The sequence below is a fragment of the Pelomonas baiyunensis genome, from assembly GCF_043555935.1.
GTDB classification, from domain to species: Bacteria; Pseudomonadota; Gammaproteobacteria; order Burkholderiales; family Burkholderiaceae_C; genus Pelomonas; species Pelomonas baiyunensis.
This window is the reverse complement of the sequence record NZ_JBIGIB010000005.1, coordinates 283,684-302,145: the sequence shown is the minus strand read 5'-3', so window position 1 is coordinate 302,145 and position 18,462 is coordinate 283,684. Positions and strand designations below refer to the sequence as shown.

The 18,462-nt window shown below is 68.3% G+C and carries 22 protein-coding genes; 13 read left to right on the top strand and 9 right to left on the bottom strand.

The genetic code is table 11. From position 1 onward, the window contains the following. Positions 1-241 precede the first annotated feature (241 nt). Entirely contained in the window at positions 242-1,015 is a 774-nt protein-coding gene (locus ACG01O_RS18255; RefSeq protein ID WP_394386830.1) for a fumarylacetoacetate hydrolase family protein, read from the top strand. Between the two features lie 34 nt (positions 1,016-1,049). Here ACG01O_RS18255 and ACG01O_RS18250 read toward each other — a convergent pair whose 3' ends face one another. Together ACG01O_RS18250 and tldD are read right to left on the bottom strand one after the other, a co-directional pair. Then, positions 1,050-1,607: a hypothetical protein gene (locus tag ACG01O_RS18250; protein ID WP_394386829.1), complete on the bottom strand. Its 558-nt coding sequence runs from the start codon at positions 1,605-1,607 to the stop codon at positions 1,050-1,052. Continuing rightward, complete coding sequence (tldD, locus tag ACG01O_RS18245) at positions 1,604-3,067, bottom strand: metalloprotease TldD (RefSeq protein ID WP_394386828.1); 1,464 nt, start codon at positions 3,065-3,067, stop codon at positions 1,604-1,606. Before tldD ends, ACG01O_RS18250 begins: the two co-directional genes overlap by 4 nt. A gap of 136 nt (positions 3,068-3,203) precedes the next feature. Between tldD and ACG01O_RS18240 the strand changes: the two genes are divergently transcribed. Further along, positions 3,204-3,557, top strand: a complete 354-nt coding sequence (locus tag ACG01O_RS18240) for a hypothetical protein (protein WP_394386827.1) — start codon at positions 3,204-3,206, stop codon at positions 3,555-3,557. A gap of 37 nt (positions 3,558-3,594) precedes the next feature. On the opposite strand, the gene rsmI is transcribed toward ACG01O_RS18240, so the two are convergent. After that, entirely contained in the window at positions 3,595-4,530 is a 936-nt protein-coding gene (gene rsmI, locus ACG01O_RS18235) for a 16S rRNA (cytidine(1402)-2'-O)-methyltransferase (protein ID WP_394386826.1), read from the bottom strand. Between rsmI and ACG01O_RS18230 the strand changes: the two genes are divergently transcribed. The 3 genes from ACG01O_RS18230 to ACG01O_RS18220 all read left to right on the top strand — a co-directional run bounded on the left by ACG01O_RS18230 (position 4,523) and on the right by ACG01O_RS18220 (position 6,212). After that, positions 4,523-4,939, top strand: a complete 417-nt coding sequence (locus tag ACG01O_RS18230; RefSeq protein WP_394386917.1) for a YraN family protein — start codon at positions 4,523-4,525, stop codon at positions 4,937-4,939. The genes rsmI and ACG01O_RS18230 overlap by 8 nt on opposite strands. A 72-nt stretch (positions 4,940-5,011) precedes the next feature. Continuing rightward, positions 5,012-5,581, top strand: coding sequence for an SIS domain-containing protein (locus tag ACG01O_RS18225; RefSeq protein WP_394386825.1), 570 nt, complete (start codon positions 5,012-5,014; stop codon positions 5,579-5,581). 19 nt (positions 5,582-5,600) lie between these two features. Further along, a complete protein-coding gene (locus ACG01O_RS18220; RefSeq protein WP_394386824.1) occupies positions 5,601-6,212 on the top strand; it encodes a BON domain-containing protein in 612 nt (203 codons plus the stop codon). A gap of 134 nt (positions 6,213-6,346) precedes the next feature. On the opposite strand, the gene ACG01O_RS18215 is transcribed toward ACG01O_RS18220, so the two are convergent. From ACG01O_RS18215 to ACG01O_RS18205, 3 genes are all read right to left on the bottom strand, one after another. Next, positions 6,347-7,237: an NAD(P)-dependent oxidoreductase gene (locus ACG01O_RS18215; RefSeq protein WP_394386823.1), complete on the bottom strand. Its 891-nt coding sequence runs from the start codon at positions 7,235-7,237 to the stop codon at positions 6,347-6,349. Positions 7,238-7,239: 2 nt separating this feature from the next. Beyond that, on the bottom strand, positions 7,240-8,376 hold the full coding sequence (locus tag ACG01O_RS18210) for a PilT/PilU family type 4a pilus ATPase (protein WP_394386822.1): 1,137 nt from the start codon (positions 8,374-8,376) through the stop codon (positions 7,240-7,242). 140 nt (positions 8,377-8,516) lie between these two features. Beyond that, complete coding sequence (locus ACG01O_RS18205; protein WP_394386821.1) at positions 8,517-9,560, bottom strand: type IV pilus twitching motility protein PilT; 1,044 nt, start codon at positions 9,558-9,560, stop codon at positions 8,517-8,519. A 29-nt stretch (positions 9,561-9,589) separates the two neighbouring features. Between ACG01O_RS18205 and ACG01O_RS18200 the strand changes: the two genes are divergently transcribed. From ACG01O_RS18200 to ACG01O_RS18180, 5 genes are all read left to right on the top strand, one after another. Then, positions 9,590-10,267 carry a YggS family pyridoxal phosphate-dependent enzyme gene (locus tag ACG01O_RS18200; RefSeq protein WP_394386820.1) on the top strand — a complete coding sequence of 226 codons (678 nt, stop codon included), beginning with the start codon at positions 9,590-9,592 and terminating at the stop codon, positions 10,265-10,267. Continuing rightward, positions 10,264-11,037 (top strand): c-type cytochrome, encoded by a 774-nt coding sequence (locus ACG01O_RS18195; RefSeq protein WP_394386819.1) that lies wholly within the window; start codon positions 10,264-10,266, stop codon positions 11,035-11,037. Before ACG01O_RS18200 ends, ACG01O_RS18195 begins: the two co-directional genes overlap by 4 nt. Next, positions 11,034-12,335, top strand: coding sequence for a c-type cytochrome (locus tag ACG01O_RS18190; protein WP_394386818.1), 1,302 nt, complete (start codon positions 11,034-11,036; stop codon positions 12,333-12,335). The genes ACG01O_RS18195 and ACG01O_RS18190 overlap by 4 nt, the downstream gene beginning before the upstream one ends. Positions 12,336-12,558: 223 nt before the next feature. After that, positions 12,559-14,106, top strand: coding sequence for a methyl-accepting chemotaxis protein (locus ACG01O_RS18185; protein ID WP_394386817.1), 1,548 nt, complete (start codon positions 12,559-12,561; stop codon positions 14,104-14,106). Positions 14,107-14,137: 31 nt separating this feature from the next. Beyond that, entirely contained in the window at positions 14,138-14,455 is a 318-nt protein-coding gene (locus tag ACG01O_RS18180) for an energy transducer TonB (RefSeq protein WP_394386815.1), read from the top strand. Between the two features lie 61 nt (positions 14,456-14,516). On the opposite strand, the gene ACG01O_RS18175 is transcribed toward ACG01O_RS18180, so the two are convergent. Continuing rightward, positions 14,517-14,924, bottom strand: a complete 408-nt coding sequence (locus tag ACG01O_RS18175) for a cold-shock protein (protein WP_394386813.1) — start codon at positions 14,922-14,924, stop codon at positions 14,517-14,519. 107 nt (positions 14,925-15,031) lie between these two features. Between ACG01O_RS18175 and ylqF the strand changes: the two genes are divergently transcribed. Together ylqF and ACG01O_RS18165 are read left to right on the top strand one after the other, a co-directional pair. Further along, on the top strand, positions 15,032-15,985 hold the full coding sequence (ylqF, locus tag ACG01O_RS18170; protein WP_394386811.1) for a ribosome biogenesis GTPase YlqF: 954 nt from the start codon (positions 15,032-15,034) through the stop codon (positions 15,983-15,985). A 65-nt stretch (positions 15,986-16,050) separates the two neighbouring features. Beyond that, positions 16,051-17,451: a wax ester/triacylglycerol synthase domain-containing protein gene (locus ACG01O_RS18165; RefSeq protein WP_394386809.1), complete on the top strand. Its 1,401-nt coding sequence runs from the start codon at positions 16,051-16,053 to the stop codon at positions 17,449-17,451. Positions 17,452-17,487: 36 nt separating this feature from the next. Here ACG01O_RS18165 and ACG01O_RS18160 read toward each other — a convergent pair whose 3' ends face one another. Next, positions 17,488-17,814: a hypothetical protein gene (locus tag ACG01O_RS18160; protein ID WP_394386807.1), complete on the bottom strand. Its 327-nt coding sequence runs from the start codon at positions 17,812-17,814 to the stop codon at positions 17,488-17,490. Continuing rightward, positions 17,811-17,993: a hypothetical protein gene (locus ACG01O_RS18155; protein ID WP_394386805.1), complete on the bottom strand. Its 183-nt coding sequence runs from the start codon at positions 17,991-17,993 to the stop codon at positions 17,811-17,813. The genes ACG01O_RS18160 and ACG01O_RS18155 overlap by 4 nt, the downstream gene beginning before the upstream one ends. 219 nt (positions 17,994-18,212) lie before the next feature. Between ACG01O_RS18155 and ACG01O_RS18150 the strand changes: the two genes are divergently transcribed. Next, a complete protein-coding gene (locus tag ACG01O_RS18150; protein WP_394386803.1) occupies positions 18,213-18,458 on the top strand; it encodes a hypothetical protein in 246 nt (81 codons plus the stop codon). Positions 18,459-18,462 lie beyond the last annotated feature (4 nt).

Below are 18,462 nucleotides of genomic sequence, written 5' to 3'. Positions count from 1 at the left end.
AAAAAAACCGCCGGGCTTCGGAGGCCCGGCGGTTTCTGGGGAGTCTGGGTTCAGCGCGCGCGCTCAGAGCTCTCCACCGCCGGGGCGGGGAAAAAACCAAAAGCGAAAGTACGAAGCGGCACGGAACATGGGACTGGAATCTAGCACGACGGCTGCGCTGAGCTTTCGGCAGCGGGCAAGCCCCGCTTGACCCCGCTTCCGGCTTGCCAGCCAATCGGTGCCTGACTTCAGGAGACACGCGATGCACAGACGCCATGCCCTCGGCGCTGCAGTCACCGGCCTGGCCACGGCGGGCTGTGCCACGACGGCCCCTGCCGCAGCCAGCCCGTTCGCCGTCGCCCAGCCGGTGGTCCCGATTGCCGGCAGCGCCGAGGTCTTCCCGGTAAGGCGCATCTATTGCGTCGGCCGCAACTACGCCGCCCACGCCCGCGAGATGGGCTCAGACCCGACGCGCGAGCCGCCCTTCTTCTTCCAGAAGCCCAGCGACGCGGTGCAGTTCGTGGCCCCTGGCCGCACGACCGACCACCCCTACCCGCCGCTGACCAAGAACTACCACTACGAGCTGGAACTGGTGGCGGCCCTGCACAAGGGCGGGCGCAATGTGCAGGTGGAGAAGGCGCTGGACCTGGTCTATGGCTACGCCGTCGGCCTGGACATGACCCGCCGCGACCTGCAGCGCGGCATGGGCGACCAGAAGAAGCCCTGGGAGATTGGCAAGAGCTTTGACCGCTCCGCCCCCATCGGCCCCATCCACCGTGTGGCCCAGGTCGGGCATTTCACGGCGGGCGCCATCACGCTGAAGGTCAATGGCGCCGTGAAGCAGGACGCCAACCTCAACCAGATGATCTGGAGCGTGGCGGAGCAAATCTCCAAGCTCTCCGAGGCCTTCGAGTTGATGCCGGGCGACATCATCTTCAGCGGCACACCGGAGAACGTCGGGCCGGTGGTGCCGGGCGATCTGATGGAAGGGTCGATTGCGGGCTTGCCGCTATTGAGCGTCAGGGTGGTGGCCTGAGCAAGTCGGCGACGAGTCAAGGCCGGCGCGCGACTCAGCCTGGCTGCGCCGTGCTCCATTCACTCCCCCAGGGCCACCCAAGTGCGCCTGGATGCACCTTGACCCAGATCTTGTCGCCTGGTTTCACATCCTCCAGGGCTGGTAGCCGGACCTCGGGCCTTGCGCCGTCGAGTGGCTGATCCAGATGCCCTGCGAGGTAGTAGCCCCGGCGCGTCGCGCTCTTGCTGGCAATCGCGCTCTTGCTGGCAATGGACGCCTGCATCCACTCTCCCGGGCTGCCGTCGTGCTTGCGATTCCACCCATCCAGCACGCCTGTGACTGCGATGATCCAAAAGGGCAGCGAGAACAGCATCGCGAGCAGCCAACCCGCCAGCTGTTTGTGCCTGGAGTTGGCGAGCGGCGCGAACACAGGGAGCAGAAAGAAAAACAGCGCCACCGGCAATAACGGCAGCCAGAGCCGACCTCCGATTTGAACCGGCGGGTTGTCCACCGCGCGCGCAACCACCAAGGCAGCGACCGCGCCGCTCAGAAACAGAAGAGCGTGCAACCAACTCGCTTCAAGCCGGCTGCCGCCGGCGGGCGCCGTGCTCAAGCCGTACCGCCCACCGTCAACCCATCAATCCGCAGCGTCGGCTGCCCCACGCCCACCGGCACGCTCTGGCCTTCCTTGCCGCAGACGCCCACGCCGGTGTCCAGGGCCATGTCGTTGCCGATCATGCTGACGCGGGTCAGCGCGTCCGGGCCGTTGCCGATGATCGTGGCGCCCTTGACCGGGTACTGGATCTTGCCGTTTTCCACCCAGTAGGCCTCGCTGGCGCTGAACACGAACTTGCCGCTGGTGATGTCCACCTGGCCGCCGCCGAAGTTGGTGGCGTACAGGCCCTTCTTGATGGACGCGACGATTTCCTGCGGGTCGTCCTTGCCGCCGAGCATGTAAGTGTTGGTCATGCGCGGCATGGGCATGTGGGCGTAGCTCTCGCGGCGGCCGTTGCCGGTGGGGGCCACCTTCATCAACCGCGCGTTCATGGCGTCCTGGATGTAGCCCTTCAAGATGCCGTCTTCGATCAGCACGTTGCGCTGGCTGGCACAGCCTTCGTCGTCGATGTTGAGCGAGCCGCGGCGGTCGGGCAGCGTGCCGTCGTCCAGCACCGTCACGCCCTTGGCGGCCACGCGCTGGCCGATGCGGCCGGAGAAGGCGCTCGATCCCTTGCGGTTGAAGTCGCCTTCCAGACCGTGGCCCACGGCTTCGTGCAGCAGCACGCCGGGCCAGCCCGGGCCCACCACCACCGTCATCTCGCCCGCCGGTGCGGGGCGGCTGTCGAGGTTGGTGAGGGCCGCGTGCACGGCCTGCTCGACGTAGCTGGCAATCATCTCGTCGGTGAAATACGCTAGGCCGAAGCGGCCGCCGCCGCCGCCGTTGCCCACTTCACGGCGGCCGTTGCTCTCGGCAATGACGGTGATGGACAAGCGCACCAGCGGGCGCACGTCGGCCGCCAGCGTGCCGTCAGCGCGGGCGATCAGCACCACCTCGTGCTCGGCGGCCAGGCCAGCCATCACCTGGGCCACGCGGGGGTCTTTGGCGCGGGCCATCTTCTCGGCGCGCTCCAGCAGGGCCACCTTGGCGGCGCTGTCCAGGCTGGCGATGGGGTCGGCCATGCCGTACAGCTCGCGGCTGTCGGCCACTCGGCCCTGGCTCGGCACCTTCACCTTGCGGCTCTGGCCGGCTGCGGCGATGGTGCGCACGGTGCGAGCAGCGTCCAGCAGGGAGTCCAGCGAGATGTCGTCGGAGTAGGCAAACGCCGTCTTCTCGCCGGCCACGGCCCGCACGCCCACGCCTTGGTCGATGCTGAAAGACCCGCTCTTCACGATGCCCTCTTCCAGGCTCCAACCCTCGGCGCGGGTGGTCTGGAAGTACAGGTCCGCGTCGTCGACGCGATGCTCCGTGATGACACGCAACGCCTGGGCCAGCGAGGCCTCGGTCAGGCCGAAGGGCTCCAGCAGTTGCGAGCGGGCGGTGGCCAAGCGGGCCAGGGTGGGTTCGACAGCGATCATGGGTCGATTCTAGGAAGCCGGCCGGTCACGCATCGCAACGCAGGGACATGCTTCTTTACGATGAGGCTGTCAGCCGCGAGCCCGGGCCTGTCGTTGTGGAGGGGCCTTGCAACACTCACTCCCCAAGGAGCTCACGATGAAGACGACGCACAAAGCCCTGATCGCCCTGTTGACGCTGGCCGGCGCCAGCGCCTTTGCACAAGCCCCGGCTGCCTCGGCCCCGGGCACGAACACGCCGCGCATCGACAAGCGTGAGGCCCGCCAGCAGGCCCGCATCGCCCAAGGCGCCGCCGACGGCAGCCTGACGGCCCGCGAAACGCAGCGCCTGGAAAAGGAGCAAGCCCGCGTGGACAACGCCGAAGCCAAGGCCAAGGCCGACGGCACCGTGACGGCCAAGGAGCGCCGCCACATCACCGCGATGCAAGACGGCGCCAGCCGCGACATCCACCGCAAGCGCCACAACGCACGCGCCGCCAGCGCTCCGGGCTGATCGGCTCACCCCGACGCAAGCCGGGCGACGAGGCCAGTCAGGCCTCGTCGCCCGCGGCGTTTTTGAGGGCCAGCGCCGCGTCGTACAAGCGGTTGCGCGGCTCGCCGGTGATCTGCACCGCCAGCGCCACCGCCTGCTTCAGCGGCAATTCGGCCACCAGCGGCGCCAGCACCCGCATCACCTCGGCCGGCAACCCGTCCGCCGCCACGGCCACCGGTTCGGCCGCATGCAGCACCAGCACGAACTCGCCCTTCAGGCGCTGGGCATCCGCCGCCAACCAGGCAGGCAAGCTGCCGGCCGGCGCGGTGTGCACGGTTTCAAACTGCTTGGTGAGCTCGCGGCACACCGTCACACTCCGGCTCGGCGCCAATTCCGCCAGCAGGGCCATCAGGTCGGCGATGCGATGCGGCGCCTCGAACACGACCTGACTTTGCAAGGGCACGGCCAGCACGGCTTGCAGCGCACTGCGCCGCTCGCCCGCCTTGGTGGGCAGGAAACCGACGAACGCAAACCCTTGGGCGACGGTGTCGCCCGCCACGCTGAGCGCTGCCGCCGCGCTGCTGGGGCCCGGCAGCGGCAGCACCCGGTAGCCGGCCGCCACGGCGGCCTGCACGAGCACGGCGCCCGGGTCCGAGATGGCGGGCGTGCCGGCGTCTGATGCGTACGCCACCCGCTCGCCCGCCGCCAGCCGCGCCAACACCCCGGCGCTGGCCTCGCGCTCGTTGTGCTGGTGCAGCGTGATGAGCGGCTTGTGCAGGCCCAGGTGGCGCAACAAGGCGCCGCCCTGGCGGGTGTCTTCGCAGGCCAGCGCGTCCACCAGGCCGAGGGCGTGGATGGCACGCAGGCTCAAGTCCGCCAGGTTGCCGATGGGCGTGGCCACCAGGTACAGCGTGCCGGCCGGATACTGCTGCCCACCGGCCGCAGCCGCGGCGGCCTGGCGCAACAGGGATTGATCGGAAATGGCGATGTTCAACTGGGGCTCTCGTTCGAAACCGGGCGACCAACCGACCGACAAGCCGGCCACCCAAAAGGCGGGCGACGCCGCCGAGGACGCCGCGCTGGCCCATTTGCAGCGCGCGGGCTTGCGCCTGCTGGAGCGGAATTATCGAGTCGCCGCGGGCCCGAGCCGCCGCGGTGGCGAGGTGGACCTGATCATGGCCGACCGCGACGGCACCCTGGTGTTCGTGGAAGTGCGGGCTCGCGCCAGCGGCAGCCACGGCGGAGCCGCGGCCAGCGTCACGGCCCGCAAGCAGCAGCGGCTGATCTACGCCGCCCAGCATTACCTGATGCAGCACGCCACGCCGCCACCCTGCCGCTTCGACGTGGTGGCCATCGACGGCACGGCGCTGCAATGGCTGCCCGCTGCGTTTGATGCCGAGTGAACGGCCGGGATCAGGCCCAGGATCGGGCTCGGCTCCGCCTGAAGCAAGCCTGGCTTTTATGATCCGCGGCTCATGATCGAGCAACGAATCCAACAGCAGTTCTTCGAAAGCGCCGACCTGCTCTACCAGGCGGCTGAACAACTGGCCCGCCCACTGGGCATGGCCGCGCAGATGGTGGTGGACGCCATCACCGGCGGCAACCGCATCCTGTGTGCCGGCCAAGGCTTGGCCAGCATCGAGGCCGACTACATCGCCGCCCGCCTGGCCGGCCGTTTCGAGCAGGAGCGCCCGGGCTTGGCGGCGTGGAGCCTGGCCGCCCAGGCGCGTGACGCTGCGGGCCTGGACCTCGCCCGGCTGCTGCAGGCGCACGGCCACCCCGGCGATGTGCTGCTGATGATCGAGCCCCTGCGCGAGCAGCGCGATGCCTGGTCCAGCGCGCTGGCCGTGGCGCATTCGCAGGAAATGAGCGTGATCGCCCTGACCGGCGGCGCGTCCGACGAATGGCGCGGGCTGCTGCAAGACACCGACATCCAGATCCGTGTCAACCACGGACGTGAGCCGCGCGTGATTGAGGCGCAGCGCGTGCTGTTGCATGCACTGGCGGACGCCATTGACGTTCAGCTGCTGGGCAGCGACGAATAACCTGACAGGACCCGTGACGATGAAGAAGCTTTCCCTGACCCTGGCCGCTGCGGCGCTGGCCAGCGCCCTGACCACCGGCTGCGCGCCTCTGCTGATTGGCGGCGCCATGATGGGCGGCGTGAGCGTGGCCACCGACCGCCGCACCTCCGCCACCCAGCTGGAAGACGAGACCATCGAGCTCAAGGCCGGCTCGCGCATCCGCGAGCAACTGGGCGACCGGGTGCACGTGAACGTCAACAGCTACAACCGCGTCGCGCTGATCACCGGCGAAGCCCGCAACGAAGCCGACCAGGCCGAGCTGGAGCGCATCGTGGCCGGCGTCGAGAACGTGACGAAGGTGATGAACGAAGTGGCGGTGACCATGCACAGCTCGCTGAGCAGCCGCTCCAACGACGTCGTCATCCAGGGCAAGATCAAAGCGCAGCTGATCGACGCGCGCGACTTGATCAGCAACGCCTTTTACGTGGTGGTGGAGCGCGGCCAGGCCTACCTGATGGGCCGCGTGACCGAGCGCGAAGCCAACCGCGCAACCGACATCGCCCGCCAGGTGGGCGGCGTGAAGAAGGTGGTGCGTGCGTTCGAGATCATCAGCGAGGACGAACTCGCTCGCATCACGCCGAAGAAGCAGTAAATGCACGCCCCTCGTTCAGGCCTGACGGCCTGACCGGTCTTGCAGACCGCGCTGCGGCTCGCGGGGGATAGCCCGCTCGCACATCCGCTCAATCGCGCCTCGGGGCGGCCCGGAGGCGCGCTTGAATCAAGTGTTCAGAGGCGTTTGATCAGGCTGGACGTGTCCCAGCGCTTGCCGCCCATGGCCTGCACGTCGGCGTAGAACTGGTCCACCAGCGCCGTCAGCGGCAGGCGCGAGCCATTGCGGCGCGCCTCGTCCAGCACCAGGCCGAGGTCCTTGCGCATCCAGTCGACCGCGAAGCCGAAGTCGAACTTGTCTTCCACCATGGTCTTGCCACGGTTGTCCATCTGCCAGCTCTGGGCCGCGCCCTTGCCGATGACGTCCAGCACCTGCACCATGTCCAGGCCCGCGTTCTGGCCGAACCGCACCGCTTCCGCCAGCCCCTGCACCACGCCGGCGATGCAAATCTGGTTGACCATCTTGGCCAACTGACCGGCCCCCGGGCCGCCCAGCAGCGTCACGGCCTTGGCAAACGCCAGGGCCAGGGGCTTCATGGCCTCGAACGGGGCGGCGTCACCGCCGCACATCACCGTCAGCGCGCCATTGACGGCGCCGGCCTGCCCGCCCGACACCGGCGCATCCACGAAGGCGATGCCCCGCGCAGCAGCAGCGGCGTGGAGTTCGCGCGCGACTTCGGCCGACGCAGTGGTGTGGTCCACAAACACAGCGCCAGCGGCCATGCCGGCCAAGGCACCGCCGTCACCCAGCACGACCGAACGCAGGTCGTCGTCATTGCCGACGCAGCAGAACACGAACTCGGCGCCCTTGACCGCCTCGGCCGGCGTCACGGCAAAGCCGCCACCGTATTCCTTCGCCCAGGCCTCGGCCTTCGCGGTGGTGCGGTTGTAGACCGTGACCTGATGCCCGGCACGCGCCAGATGGCCGGCCATGGGGTGGCCCATGACGCCCAGGCCCAGAAAGGCGACGCGACGCGGAGGGATGGAGTCGTAGGTACGGGCGGTCATGGTCAGACGATGGTCAGGTGTTCGGTGCCGCTGGACAGTTCGCCGCTGCGGGCGCGTTCGCTGTTGAGCTTGATCTGCAGGCGCAGGTCGTTGACGGAGTCGGCGTTGCGCAACGCGTCTTCGTAGGTGACGCGACCGGTTTCGTACAGGTCGAACAGCGCCTGGTCGAAGGTCTGCATGCCTTGCTCGCGCGAGCGCTTCATCAGTTCCTTGATCTCGCTGATCTCGCCCTTGAAGATCAGGTCCGAAATCAGCGGCGAGTTCAGCATGATTTCCACCGCCGCCACCCGGCCCTTGCCCTCACGGCGCGGCAGCAGCCGCTGGCTGACGAGGGCGCGCAGGTTCAGTGACAGGTCCATCAGCAGCTGCTGGCGGCGGTCTTCGGGGAAGAAGTTGATGATGCGGTCCAGCGCCTGGTTGGCGCTGTTGGCGTGCAGCGTGGCCATGCACAGGTGGCCGGTCTCGGCGAAGGCGATGGCGTGGTCCATGGTCTCGCGGTCTCGCAGCTCGCCCATGAGGATGACGTCAGGCGCCTGACGCAGCGAATTCTTCAGCGCGGCTTCCCAGCTGTCGGTGTCAATGCCCAGTTCACGCTGCGTGACGATGCAGTTTTTGTGCGGGTGCACGAACTCAATCGGGTCCTCGATGGTCACGATGTGGCCATGCGTGGTTTCGTTGCGCTCGTCGATCATCGCGGCCAGCGTCGTGCTCTTGCCGGAGCCCGTGGCCCCCACCACGATGACCAGTCCGCGCTTGTTCTGCACCACATCGCGCAACACCAGCGGCAGGTCCAGCGACTCGATGGTCGGCAGGATGGACGGAATCGTCCGCAGCACCAGGCCCACCTGCCCTTGCTGGATGAAGGCGTTCACCCGGAAGCGGCCGATGCCGTGCGGCGAGATGGCGAAGTTGCACTCCTTGCAACGCTCGAACTCCGCCGCCTGCTTGTCGTTCATGATGGCCCGCGCCAACTGCAGCGTGTGCTGGCCGGTCAGCGGCTGGGGCGACACCTTGGTCACCTTGCCGTCCACCTTGATGGCGGGCGGGAATTCGGCCGTGAGGAAGAGGTCCGACCCCTTGCGCGACAGCATCAGCCGAAGCAGGTCGTTGATGAACTTGGATGCTTGATCTCTTTCCATACGTACTGCCTACCTGTTCTGCATTTCAAGGCGGCCCCAAGGGCCCGCCGTTACTCCAGCGACTCCCACGGATCCGGCGTTGCCGGACCGTCGGGAGCGTGCCCTTGAGGGGGCGCGCGGAGCGCGTAGGGGGTGGGTCATCAGCCCGGGAAGTTTTCAGGGAACTTCGCCTTGGCCCGTGCCTCCGCCGGCGAAATGATGTTGCGGCGCACGAGGTCGGTGAGGTTCTGGTCCAGCGTCTGCATGCCCAGGCTGTTGCCGGTCTGGATGGCCGAATACATCTGCGCCACCTTGTTTTCGCGGATCAGGTTGCGAATGGCCGAGGTGCCCAACATGATTTCGTGCGCTGCCACGCGGCCCGTGCCGTCTTTGAGCTTGCACAGGCTTTGCGAGATGACGGCCACGAGGGATTCGGACACCATCGCGCGCACCATTTCCTTTTCCGCCGCGGGGAACACGTCCACGATGCGGTCCACCGTCTTGGCGGCCGACGAGGTGTGCAGCGTGCCGAACACCAAGTGGCCGGTTTCCGCCGCGGTCAGGGCCAGGCGGATGGTTTCCAGGTCGCGCATTTCACCCACCAGCACCGCATCCGGGTCTTCGCGCAGCGCGGAGCGCAGCGCGTTGCTGAAGCTGTGCGTGTGCGGGCCCACCTCGCGCTGGTTGACCAGGCTCTTCTTGGACTCGTGCACGAATTCGATCGGGTCCTCGATGGTCAGGATGTGGCCGTATTCGTTCTCGTTGAGGTGGTTGATCATGGCCGCCAGCGTCGTGCTCTTGCCCGAGCCGGTCGGGCCGGTCACCAGCACCATGCCGCGCGGCTTGAGGGCCAGGTCGGCAAACACTTTGGGCGCATTGAGCTGCTCCAGGCTCAAGATCTTGCTCGGAATCGTGCGGAACACGGCGCCGGCGCCACGGTTCTGGTTGAACGCGTTCACGCGGAAACGCGCCAGACCCTGGATCTCGAAGGAGAAGTCGACTTCCAGCGTCTCCTCGTACACCTTGCGCTGCGAGTCGTTCATGATGTCGTACACCATGTCGTGCACCGCGCGGTGGTCCAGCGCCTCGACGTTGATGCGGCGCACATCGCCGTGCACGCGAATCATGGGCGGCAAGCCGGCCGAGAGGTGGAGGTCAGACGCCTTGTTCTTGACCGAGAATGCCAGCAGCTGGGTGATGTCCATGGTGTGCGTATGAAAGAGCCCGGTTGATTATGGCGATCTCCGACTCCCTCCAAGCCACCAAAACCCGCCTCGATGCGGCATGCGTCGCAGCCGGCCGCGCCCCAGGCGCCGTGGGCCTGCTGCCCGTCACCAAAACCTTCCCGGCCGACGCGGTGCGCGAGGCCTTTGCCGCTGGCGCCCGGGCGTTCGGCGAGAACTACGTGCAAGAGGGCCTGGCCAAGATCGACGCCTTGGCCGACCTGCGACCCCAGATCGCCTGGCACCTGATCGGGCCGTTGCAAAGCAACAAGACCCGCCCTGTGGCCGAACAGTTCGACTGGGTGCATTCCGTCGACCGCCTGAAGGTGGCGCAGCGGCTGTCTGAACAACGCCCGGCACACCTGCCGGACCTGCAGGTGTGTCTGCAAGTCAATATCAGCGGCGAAGCCAGCAAAAGCGGCGCGCTGCCGGAGGAGGTGCCCGCCTTGGCCCAGGCCGTGGCCGCGCTGCCGCGGCTGCACCTGCGCGGCCTGATGGCGGTGCCTGAGCCGGGCCCGGGCGCCCGGGCGCAGCATGACGCGATGGCGGCCCTGTTCCAGCAACTGCAGTCGCAGGGCCTGGCACTCGACACCCTGTCTCTGGGCATGAGCGCCGACCTGGAAGACGCCGTGGCGGCCGGCTCCACGCTGGTGCGCGTGGGCAGCGCCATCTTCGGCGCCCGGACATGACGGCGCAGCTGCGCGCTTCCACGTTGCCGCAGCGCACCGCCTGGGCGCTTGCCGCCGGGCTGTGCGTGGCCGCCGCAGCTGCCTTGGCCCAGCCGACGGCGTCCGCCCCGGGTGCGGCTTCTCAGGCTTCGGGGCCCACCGGCCCAGTGCCCAACACCCTGGCGCAGCGCGTGCTGGCCTGCACCGGCTGCCATGGCGCCTCGGGGCGCGCCGCGCCAGACGGCTACTACCCCCGGCTGGCCGGCAAACCGGCGGGCTACCTTTACAACCAGTTGCTCAATTTCCGCGATGGCCGGCGCGACTACGGCCTGATGAGCGACTTGGTGACGCCGCTGTCCGACGCCTACCTGCGCGACATTGCGGGCCATTTCGCGTCGCTGGACCTGCCCTACCCCGCGCCCCAGGCGCCCACCGTGCCGGCCGAAGCGCTGCAGCGCGGCCAGCGCCTGGTGCTGCAGGGCGACGCCCAGCGCGGCCTGCCCGCGTGCACCGCCTGCCACGGCACCCGCCTGACCGGCACACAACCCGCCGTGCCTGGGTTGCTGGGCCTGTCGCGCGACTACCTGAATGGACAACTCGGCGCTTGGCGGGGCGGCCAACGCCATGCCCAGGCCCCCGACTGCATGGCCGACATCGCCCGGCGCCTCAGCACCGACGACATCCACGTCATCACGCAATTCCTGTCCGCGCAGGTCATGCCCGCCGACACCCACCCCGCGGCTGCGCTGCCAGGGCCGGCGCCCATGCGCTGCGGAGGCCTGGCGCCATGAAGACACTGCTGCGCCTGCTGCTGGCCTGTGCCCTGGCCACGGTCCTGGGTTGTGCCGCCTTGCTGACCTGGCAGCGCCACCCGCTGGGCGCCCCGGCGGCCGGCGGCGCAGCGGCCGCACCGCCCAGTGCCGAGCAAGTGGCGCGCGGCGCCTACCTCGCGGCGGTGGGCAACTGTGCAGGCTGCCACACCGCCCGCGGCGGCAGCCGCCTGGCGGGCGGCCGGGCCATTCCCACCCCGTTTGGCACCGTCTTTTCCAGCAACCTCACGCCGGACGCCACCGGCCTGGCCGGCTGGACGCCGGACGACTTCTGGCGCGCCCTGCACTTCGGCCTGGGCGCCGACCAGCGCCTGCTGGTGCCGGCCCATCCGCTGACCAACACCACGCTCGTCACCCGGGACGATGCCGACGCCCTGTTCGCGTGGCTGAGCACCCAGCCCGCCGTGGCCGCCCCACGCCAACCGCACGAACTGCGTTGGCCGTACGGCACCGCACTGGCCCAGGCCGCCTGGCGGGCGCTGAACTTCCGCCCGGGCGTCTATGAAGCCGACCCGACCCGTGACGCCACCTGGAACCGTGGCGCCTACCTGACCCAGGGTCTGGCGCACTGCAGCGCCTGCCACGCCGCCCGCAATGCGCTGGGTGGCGACCAAGGGCCTGCCGACTTCCGCGGCGGGCTGCTCGCCGGGCTGGGCTGGACGGCGCCGTCGCTTCACGACCCCGCCGAGGGCGGCGTACAACGCTGGCCCGACGCCACGCTGCAGCGATGGCTGCGCACCGGCCACGCCGGCCCGCACAGCGCCGTCGGGCCCATGGCGGAGGTGGTGCTGGGCAGCACCTCGGCGCTGAACGAGCGCGACCTGGCCGCCATGAGCGCCTACCTGCGCCAGCTGCCCGAGCACACGGTGGCCCGCGGGCCCGCCACCCGACCTGACCCACGCCGACGCGATCGCGGCGCGGCCCTGTACCGCGAACATTGCGCCAGCTGCCACGGCGCCGAAGGCCAAGGCCGCAGCGACGAAGCGGGCGCCATGGCCTACCCCGCGCTGGCTGGCAGCCGCATGGTGGCCCTGGCCGACGCCACCAACCTGATCCGGCTCATCGAACGCGGCGGGTTCGGGCCCGCCACCGCTGGCCACCCGCAGCCCTACGGCATGCCACCGTTTGCCGGTGTGCTGGACATCGACGACCTGGCCGCCCTGGCCAGCCACGTGCGCCACAGCTTCGGGGGCGGTGCCTCCGAGCTCGATGCCGTGGACGTGGTGCGTTTGAAATCGACCGCGGCCGGCCCGCGCTGAGTGCGCGCGGCGCGCGGCAGCCGACACAGCCGCTGTGAACGAGTTCACGCCAAGCGCAGATGCACCAAAAAGAAATGGTGACAGGTCGAGACACACTGCGCGGCGGCCGCTCGGTGGGGCCGAAAAAACAGGGCTGACAGCCCTACATTCAACCTACGTTGGAATGCCGGCGCGTTTGCGACACCGCCGGGGCTCTGAGAACACCGAACAAGGATCTGATCGCATGAACTTCTTGACCCAACTGCGCATTGGCCAGCGGCTCTTTGTGAGCTTCGGACTGCTGATCTTGCTGCTGGTGGCCATTGGCGTGTACGGCGCCTCCAACGCCAGCGGTCTGGCCAAGGACCTGGACCGCACGGCGAACTCCAGCCTGGTCAAGATCGCGGCCGCCAATGCCCTGGAAAGCCAGGTCAACATCATTTCGCGCGCTGTGCGCGACCTGCTGCTGCTGGACACCGCAGGCGCCATCAAGAAGCAGAAGAAGGCGATCGCAGACGCTCTGGAAGAAACCGAGAAGCAGCTGGCCGGGCTGGAAGCCGCCGCCACCGACGAGGGCGAGAAGGCCACCGTCACGGAAGTGCGTGACCGCAAGACCAAGTTCCTGACCGCGCTGGAGAAGTTCCAGAAGGTGCAAGCCGACGGCAGCCCGGACGAAGCCCGCGAAAGCCTGATCACCGACCTGCGCCCCGCGCAAGCCGCGCTGCAGGAAGGCCTGAAGAAGCTGGTGGACACCCAGTTCGACAACGGCAAGGAACTGGCCGTCAAGGGTGGCGAGCTGGCCCGCCGCTCGGTGATGGTGACCGCCGTTCTGGTGCTCGTGGCCGTGGCGCTGGGCTTTGGTGGCTTCCTGGTCATCTCGCGCTCCATCGTCGGCCCCGCCCGCAAGGCGCAGCACGCCGCGGAAGCCATCGCCGCCGGCGACCTCACGCAAGACATCCAAGTGGAAGGCCGTGACGAACTGAGCCAGATGCTGCAGGCCATGAAGGACATGCAAACCGCCCTGTCCGGCGTGGTGCGCGACGTCTCGACGGCTGCCAGCGAAGTGGCCCAGAACTCCGGCTCCATCGCCGACAGCAACGCCAATCTGGCGGACCGCACCACGCGCTCGGCCGCCAGCTTGCAAAACACCGCCGCCTCGGTGGAAGAGATCGCCTCCACGCTCAAGGGCGCCAGCGACCTGACCCGCCGCGCCGCCGGCATCGCCGTGACGGCCCGTCAGTCCGCCAGCAACGGTGGCGCCGTGGTTTCCAAGGTCGTTGAGACCATGGAAGAAATCAGCGCCAGCTCCAAGAAGATCGGCGACATCATCGGCGTGATCGACGGCATCGCCTTCCAGACCAACATCCTGGCCCTGAACGCGGCGGTGGAAGCCGCCCGAGCCGGTGAACACGGCCGCGGCTTCGCCGTGGTGGCCGCCGAAGTGCGCGCGCTGGCCCAACGCTCGGCGGGTGCGGCCAAGGAAATCAAGGTGCTGATCCAGGAGTCCACCGTGAAGGTGGAAAACGGCACCACGCTGGTCAACAATGCAGGCGTCACCATCCGCAGCGTCGTCGACGAGGTCAACAACATGGGCCAGCTGATCGAGGAAATCTCGCACTCGGCCCAGGAGCAGGCCACAGGCGTGGGCGTTGTGAACGGTGCCATGAATGAGCTCGACAAGGCCACCCAGCAAAACACCAGCCTGGTGGGCGAACTGAGCCGCTCGGCGGATGCGCTGCGCGACAGTTCCACCCGACTGATCGAAGCTGTGGGCTTCTTCCGCGCCGCCTGAAATTCAACCCCAACACATCAAGAGGGTCACCATGTCATTCCTGCGCTCAGCCTCCGTTCTCGTCGCCACCTTGATGCTGGCTCTGGCTGCTCATGCCTCGCCCAAGATCATCAAGAAGGTGCCGCCTGAATTCCCGGCCGAAGCCACCAAGAAGGGCATCAGCACCGGCGTGGTGAAGGCCAAGCTGATGATCGATGCGGACGGCAAAGTCAGCGATGTGGAAATCGTGGAAGCCGAACCCAAGCGCGTGTTCGACCGCGCCGTGAAGGCCGCGCTGATGGAGTGGAAGTTCGAACCGGGTGAAAAGACCACCCACGAAGTGAAGCTGGTGTTCAAGAACGAAGACTGAACCCCGCACCCATGAAAAAAAGCCGGCCCCTGGGCCGGCTTTTTGCTGCGCGTGTCGCCGATCAGCGGTGCGCCATGGTGGCCACCTCGGTGGACGGGTGGTGAGACTGCCACCGCAACGCCCCCCAGCTGACCAGCATCAAGGTTGCCACCACGCCCCCCGCCAGCAGCATGCTGCGGCGACGCCGCTGGGCTTTGCGGGCCCGCACATGTGCGCTGCCGGCGCCCACGGCCTCACGCAGGGCGGCCGTGGGGCGGTTCCGCACCACGCGCTTCAAGTTCACCGCGTGCTTGCGGCCGTCACGGCCCGTCACAATTTCAAAGCTCAGCCACTCGTCCGGCCGTGGGCCTTCGCCATCGGTCGGAAATGCGGCCAAGCCCACCACGACTTTCTCGCCGCCACCGGCGGGTTGAATGGCGCCATACCCGGCGCCGGGGTCCCAAGCGGTCAGTACGCCTTCGAATCTCATAATCACCTCGACTGCTCCCCTGCATATTGCTGCCAACCACGGAGGCGGCAGAAACGGGATGTAAGCCTGACAATCGCCCGCCCGCAAGCCCCCAATTTGTCACACGCATGCCCATCAACTGGTTCCCCGGCCACATGAACTCCACCCGCCAGGCGATCAAGGATCGCGTCAAGGCGGGCTTGGATGTGGTCATCGAACTGCTCGACGCCCGGCTGCCGGGCTCCAGCAGCAACCCGTTGCTGGCGGCGCTCACCACCGGCCGGCCCTCGCTCAAGGTGCTGAACAAGCAGGATCTGGCCGACCCCGCGACCACGGAACTGTGGCTTCAGCACTACAACTCGCAGCCCCACACGCGAGCCATCGCACTGGACGCCGGCGACAAATCGCCGGCCCGCGCGCTCATCAAGGCCTGCCGCGAGCTGGCGCCGCTGCGGGGGGACATGCACAAGCCGCTGCGCGTGCTGATCTGCGGCATTCCCAACGTGGGCAAGAGCACGCTGATCAACACGCTGGTGGGCAAACGTGCCGCCAAGACGGGCGACGAGCCCGGCATCACCAAGACCGAACAGAAGATCGTGCTGGAAAACGGCTTCTACCTGTTCGACACACCCGGCATGCTGTGGCCCCGCATCGCCATCGAACAAAGCGGCTATCACCTCGCCGCCAGCGGCGCCATCGGGCGCAATGCGTTCGATGAAGAAGAAGTGGCGCTGGAGCTGATCGCGGTGCTCAAGCGCCGCTACCCGCAAGCGTTGCAGCAGCGCTACGGCCTGGCCGAACTGGGGGCGGACGACGCCGTGCTGGAGGCCATTGGCGTGAAGCGGGGCGCCAAGATCCGTGGTGGCGCGGTGCAGATGCACAAGGCCGCCGAAGCGCTGCTGATGGATTTCCGGCAGGCCCTGCTGGGGCGCATCACGCTGGAAACGCCCGAGGAATTGACGGCCTGGCACCGCGAAGCGGCCGAGGCGGAGGCCCGCAAGGCGGCGGCTGCCGAAGCGGCCCGCGCGGCCGAGAAGGAAAAGCGCAGCGGTCGACGCGCGGCGAGCAGCGGCGACGCGTGATTGCCCACCCTTGACCGGCCCGGGCGGCCGCCTATGCTGGGGCTGTCTCGACTCTGCCCCTTGCCATGAGCCGCCTGTCCCTGCTCGATCTCGCGTTCTTCATTGCCGAGAGTGAGGCCAGCCCCAAGCATGTGGCCGGCCTGCACCTGCATCAGTTGCCCCAAGGGCACAAGGGCAGCGCCACCACCTTTGCCAAGCAGCTGTTCGCGCGCTTTCTGGAACACACGGACGTGCAGCCGCCGTTCAACCAGGTCATCCAGTTCATCTCGCCCACGCTGATGCCGAGTTGGCGCACGGCCGATGCAGTGGACCTGTCGCAGCACCTGTTCTTTCACCAGCTCAAGGCCGGCGCCAATGACCGGGACGCCCTGTACGCGCTGACGTCCCGTCTGCACGAGCCGGTGCTGGACCGCAGCCGCCCGCTGTGGGAGGTGCACGTGATTGCGGGCCTGTGGGACCGCCAGTTCGCCATCTATTACAAGATGCACCACGCGGTGGCCGACGGCATCACCATGACCCGCTGGGGTGTGGAATCGCTGCGCACCGACCCGGAGGACGACACCCTCACCCCGGTCTGGACGCTGGACCACAGCCGCCGCAGCGCCCGCCAGCGCGAGAAAAAACGCCTGGATCAGGCCATGGCGGGCACGGTGTGGAAGCAGCTGACGGCCAACAGCAAGCGCGCGATTGGCATTGGCCGGCTCACGGCCATGCTGGCACTGGAGGCGGTGAACCTGACCAAGAACGCCATCGCCCTGCCCTTCAAGGCCAGCGGCGGCACGCCGTTCACGGGCAACGCCACGGCCGGCCGGCAGTTCGCCACGGCCGCGGTGCCCATGGGCCGGATCGACACAATCCGCAAAGTGGCGCGCGCCACGCTCAACCATGTGGCCCTGACCTGCCTGGACGGCGCCATGCACCGCTACCTCGCCGACGAGGGCATCACGCTGGACCGGCCCATCACCATCCAGATGCCGGTGAACCTGCGACGCGAGGGCGAAAAGGCCGCGGGCAACAAGATCGGCATCATCCTGGTGGACCTCTCGCCCCCCACCGACGACGCCTACGTGCGCCTGCGCAACGTGGGTTACTCGCTGCGCAATGTGCGCACGATGATCGACGCCGTCGCGCCGGAGGCCGTGGAAACTTACACCATCCTCACCGGCCTGCTGGGGCAGATTGCCGGCATGCTGCAACTGGCAGATGTGGTGACCCCGATGGGCAACACGCTGGTGTCCAACGTGCCCGGGCCGGCCGAGCCGCTGTACCTACAGGGTGCGCGGTGCGTGGAAATGCACCCGGTGTCCACCCTCCCGGCCACGCACCTGCTGAACATCACGCTGTTCAGCTACGCCGGCACGCTGTACTTCGGCTTGATTGCGACCGACGCCCTGCCCAACCTCGGCCGCCTGGCCGCGTACGTGGAAGAGGAAGTGGCCACGCTGGAGGCCGCCGTCGGCCTCTAGCGATGCGGCGGGCCGATCACCGGCCCGCGCGCGGCATCACAACCGCACCCAGCCGCCGATGCGCAGGTGCCAGCGGCCGCCAGCGTTCTCCCAGCGGTGGGGCTCATAACGGTAGCCCGGACGCGGGCGCTCGTAATACCCTGGCACCCACTGGTGCCGACCGCCCGCCCATCCCCAGTACCCCGGCACCCACACCGCGCCGGCGTAGGGCATCACCGGCACGGGCTCGACGTAGGCTGGCGGCGGTGGGGCATCGACGATCACGCCCGGCGGCGCGCCGTACCCGGCATGGCGATGCGCCGGCACCACGACACATCCCGACAGGCAGGCCGCCACCGCCACGCACATCGCCAGGCGCTTCATCGCCGCGGCCCCCAGCCGCCGGAGTTCCCGTAGGTGCCCCCCGGTTGCGCATGCGTGCCTTGCGCGTAGCCGTGCGCGTAGCCATCTCGATACCCACCGTGCCGGTGTGGCACGATGATGCACCCCGTCAACAGGGCCGTCGAGCCCAGCAGGGCCAAGGCCAAAGCCAGTCGTTTCATCCAGCAACTCCCGGCTGCGCCTGCGGCAGCCGCCCGCCTTTAACTCGCCGGGGCATCCACTCGATGACAGCGTCACGCAGTGTTACGTTCACCCCGCCCCTGCATGAGCTCACCACACCCCCAGGGTTTACGACGGGTGCCGGACGGCATGCGGTTGAAGCGTCAGGGCGGCGCTATCCTGCGCGCCTCCGACTCACCGGCCCACCCGGCCTACGTCCCATGAAACGACTGCTTCTGTCTCTGCTGCCCCTGACACTGGCTGCCTGCGCAGCCGCACCCGATCGTCAGGAAGTTGCTCTCGCCCCGCTGGACAAGGACACGATTTGCGAGCGCGAATCGACCACGGGCACCAGCCTGCCCAAGACCCGCTGCCGCACCGCCGAGCAACGCCGCGCCGACCAGGCGGGCGTGCAGCAGGCCGAAGAGTCGCGCCGCACCTTTCAAGGCCTGACCACGGGCAAGTGACGCC

Coding starts and splice junctions, on each gene's coding strand:
- ACG01O_RS18150 (WP_394386803.1), top strand. CDS start 18,213: ATGAAACGACTGCTTCTGTCTCTGCTGCCCCTGACACTGGCTGCCTGC.
- tldD (WP_394386828.1), bottom strand. CDS start 3,067: ATGATCGCTGTCGAACCCACCCTGGCCCGCTTGGCCACCGCCCGCTCG.
- ACG01O_RS18255 (WP_394386830.1), top strand. CDS start 242: ATGCACAGACGCCATGCCCTCGGCGCTGCAGTCACCGGCCTGGCCACG.
- ACG01O_RS18185 (WP_394386817.1), top strand. CDS start 12,559: ATGAACTTCTTGACCCAACTGCGCATTGGCCAGCGGCTCTTTGTGAGC.
- ACG01O_RS18200 (WP_394386820.1), top strand. CDS start 9,590: ATGGCGATCTCCGACTCCCTCCAAGCCACCAAAACCCGCCTCGATGCG.
- ACG01O_RS18230 (WP_394386917.1), top strand. CDS start 4,523: ATGTTCAACTGGGGCTCTCGTTCGAAACCGGGCGACCAACCGACCGAC.
- ACG01O_RS18190 (WP_394386818.1), top strand. CDS start 11,034: ATGAAGACACTGCTGCGCCTGCTGCTGGCCTGTGCCCTGGCCACGGTC.
- ACG01O_RS18180 (WP_394386815.1), top strand. CDS start 14,138: ATGTCATTCCTGCGCTCAGCCTCCGTTCTCGTCGCCACCTTGATGCTG.
- ACG01O_RS18210 (WP_394386822.1), bottom strand. CDS start 8,376: ATGGAAAGAGATCAAGCATCCAAGTTCATCAACGACCTGCTTCGGCTG.
- ACG01O_RS18195 (WP_394386819.1), top strand. CDS start 10,264: ATGACGGCGCAGCTGCGCGCTTCCACGTTGCCGCAGCGCACCGCCTGG.
- ACG01O_RS18205 (WP_394386821.1), bottom strand. CDS start 9,560: ATGGACATCACCCAGCTGCTGGCATTCTCGGTCAAGAACAAGGCGTCT.
- ACG01O_RS18215 (WP_394386823.1), bottom strand. CDS start 7,237: ATGACCGCCCGTACCTACGACTCCATCCCTCCGCGTCGCGTCGCCTTT.
- ACG01O_RS18220 (WP_394386824.1), top strand. CDS start 5,601: ATGAAGAAGCTTTCCCTGACCCTGGCCGCTGCGGCGCTGGCCAGCGCC.
- ACG01O_RS18155 (WP_394386805.1), bottom strand. CDS start 17,993: ATGAAACGACTGGCTTTGGCCTTGGCCCTGCTGGGCTCGACGGCCCTG.
- ACG01O_RS18175 (WP_394386813.1), bottom strand. CDS start 14,924: ATGAGATTCGAAGGCGTACTGACCGCTTGGGACCCCGGCGCCGGGTAT.
- ACG01O_RS18240 (WP_394386827.1), top strand. CDS start 3,204: ATGAAGACGACGCACAAAGCCCTGATCGCCCTGTTGACGCTGGCCGGC.
- ACG01O_RS18160 (WP_394386807.1), bottom strand. CDS start 17,814: ATGAAGCGCCTGGCGATGTGCGTGGCGGTGGCGGCCTGCCTGTCGGGA.
- ylqF (WP_394386811.1), top strand. CDS start 15,032: ATGCCCATCAACTGGTTCCCCGGCCACATGAACTCCACCCGCCAGGCG.
- ACG01O_RS18165 (WP_394386809.1), top strand. CDS start 16,051: ATGAGCCGCCTGTCCCTGCTCGATCTCGCGTTCTTCATTGCCGAGAGT.
- ACG01O_RS18225 (WP_394386825.1), top strand. CDS start 5,012: ATGATCGAGCAACGAATCCAACAGCAGTTCTTCGAAAGCGCCGACCTG.